The following is a 1938-nucleotide window of genomic DNA, read 5'->3' as shown; positions in this document are numbered from 1 at the left end:
GGGAAAGCCGGGTGCCGGCTGGCACCCGCGGCCCCCTGTGCTGCACATTTTGCACAAGAATGCACAGGGGAATGACCACAGGTGGGCCGGGACAACCCGGCTTTCCCTGCGCAGTGGTTTACGGCTTACTTCGCGCTCTCCTCGGTGAACGGGCTTTCTTGCCACCGTCGCTCCGCGATATCCTCGCAAAGCTTGGCGCCAGCATCGGGGCGCCAGGACCACACGACTTCGCCGTCCGCGAGCCTCTTGCGTTCGTCGTGCGCAAGCGCCGCGTCCACCGCATCCCACCGCGCGTTCGTGACGTGCGCAACGCCCCTCTCATCGGGTGAGACGCGCGGATTTAGATCAGTGATTTGCCCGACGCCGAAAGCGGAATATTTTTGCGCGGAGGTCTGGACAGGTTTTGCTGATTTGCCCGTCGTGTTGTTTTGCCGCATGTGGCGCAGGCAGATTTGACTTGCGCGCGAAGCGAAGCAGCGGGCAGGGCGTAGGATGGGTTGAGCGCTTCGCGAAACCCATCATCTTCGCAAAACTGCAATTGATGGGTATCGCTTTCGCTCCACCCATCCTACGCGCTGATTGATGAGGGCGGATGACGCTAATCCGCCCCGAAACGCTGGTGCAACTCCGGTCCGGGGTCTATATTGCAGCTTCGATCGCGTTGAACGGAGATACCCGATGGGATCGTTGAAGAGCGGACCGGCGACCAAGGCCGAGATTGTCAGCGACCCAACCGTGATGAGCGGCGATCCAGTGGTGAAGGGAACGCGCGTGCCGGCCGAAACCATCATCGCTTACTTGCGCGCGGGTCATACGCCGCGGGAGATTTTCGAAGATTACCCAAGCCTGCCGATCGATGGGATCGACGCTGTGATCCGCTGGGCGGAGGCGACCTACGGCGCAGAATGGCGCTCCTCGGAGCTATCGGCAAGCGGGCATTGAACCAACGCTTCCTGATCGATGAATGCTTGAGCGGCGCATTGGTCGCGGTAGCCAAAGCGCAGGGGTACCCGGCCGATTACGTCACCCATCTTGGGAAGGCCGGTTGGCAGGACTGGAATCTGGTCCGCTTCGCTGTGGCAAACGACTACATCATCGTTACCGACAATCGCAAAGATTTCCTGAGAGAATGCCGGGTGAGGTCACCCATGCCGGTCGCAGCCCGTCCTATTTGGTGTCGGAAAGGCTATTCAAGGACATGATGTCTTCCTACCGACGAGCTATCCCGGTCGAGGCGCTGAGCGATGGCGACGTTGCGTTGATCGAACAGGCTGAGGTCCAGACCGACGATCCCTACGACCTCGAGGACATCGCGGACATCGAAGACGCTCCTTCGCCGTCGCGCTAAGTCCGTCAGGCCGAGGCATGCATATCCCGGATGAACCGCCGATCGGCAACCTCGTCGCCTATGAGTATCTCTGGCTTTCCCAGGAAAAGGCGCGCGAAGATGGCGCAAAAGTTTATCCGGTAGCGGTGATCTTTGCGAAGAAGTTCATTGCGTCGGTGACACTCGCCTATGCGGTCGGCATATCGCACAAGCCGCCTGACTTTTCCGAAATGGGCTTTCCCTGTTGTGAAATTGCGTTGTACCATCAGTGCAACCTGTCATTAGATTGTTATTGTTGATTGAGGAGGTAAGCATGGAATGGGACCGTCTACTATCGCGCGACAGGCTTGGTAGAGAAAACGAAGGCCCGCAACATAGACCGGGTCGTTCAGAGTTTGACTCTGACGTTGGGCGTCTCACTTTTTCAGGCACGTTCCGTCGATTGGGACGCAAGACACAAGTCCATCCGCTAGCGCCGAACGATCACGTGCACACCCGCCTCACCCACAGTATGGAGGTTGCGTATGTTGGGCGTGCGTTAGGCAAGGAACTGGGTCAGCGCATATTAGGCGATCTTCCAAGAGGTTATACGCCGGAGGATTTGGGAACGA

5 protein-coding genes are annotated in these 1938 nt (G+C 58.6%); 4 read left to right on the top strand and 1 reads right to left on the bottom strand.

Annotation, left to right across the window (positions count from 1 at the left end; genetic code table 11):
* Positions 1-125: 125 nt before the first annotated feature.
* The gene (locus WCE35_RS17220) at positions 126-437 is read right to left on the bottom strand and encodes a hypothetical protein (RefSeq protein WP_424594533.1); all 312 of its coding nucleotides are present in this window, start codon (positions 435-437) and stop codon (positions 126-128) included.
* Positions 438-678: 241 nt separating this feature from the next.
* On the opposite strand from WCE35_RS17220, the gene WCE35_RS17215 reads away from it, so the two are divergent.
* From WCE35_RS17215 to WCE35_RS17200, 4 genes are read left to right on the top strand one after another with little or no spacing between them, the layout of a single operon-like run.
* Positions 679-942 (top strand): DUF433 domain-containing protein, encoded by a 264-nt coding sequence (locus tag WCE35_RS17215; RefSeq protein WP_424594532.1) that lies wholly within the window; start codon positions 679-681, stop codon positions 940-942.
* Positions 906-1202: a DUF5615 family PIN-like protein gene (locus tag WCE35_RS17210; protein WP_424594531.1), complete on the top strand. Its 297-nt coding sequence runs from the start codon at positions 906-908 to the stop codon at positions 1200-1202. The genes WCE35_RS17215 and WCE35_RS17210 overlap by 37 nt, the downstream gene beginning before the upstream one ends.
* Positions 1130-1348, top strand: a complete 219-nt coding sequence (locus tag WCE35_RS17205; protein ID WP_424594534.1) for a hypothetical protein — start codon at positions 1130-1132, stop codon at positions 1346-1348. The genes WCE35_RS17210 and WCE35_RS17205 overlap by 73 nt, the downstream gene beginning before the upstream one ends.
* A gap of 17 nt (positions 1349-1365) precedes the next feature.
* The gene (locus tag WCE35_RS17200; protein WP_424594530.1) at positions 1366-1626 is read left to right on the top strand and encodes a hypothetical protein; all 261 of its coding nucleotides are present in this window, start codon (positions 1366-1368) and stop codon (positions 1624-1626) included.
* The last annotated feature ends 312 nt before the right edge of the window (positions 1627-1938 follow it).

It is taken from the genome of Bradyrhizobium sp. (assembly GCF_049691595.1).
In the GTDB taxonomy this organism is placed as follows: Bacteria; Pseudomonadota; Alphaproteobacteria; order Rhizobiales; family Xanthobacteraceae; genus Bradyrhizobium.
The sequence above is the reverse complement of the archived record's forward strand: the minus strand, read 5'-3'. Positions and strand labels throughout refer to the sequence as shown.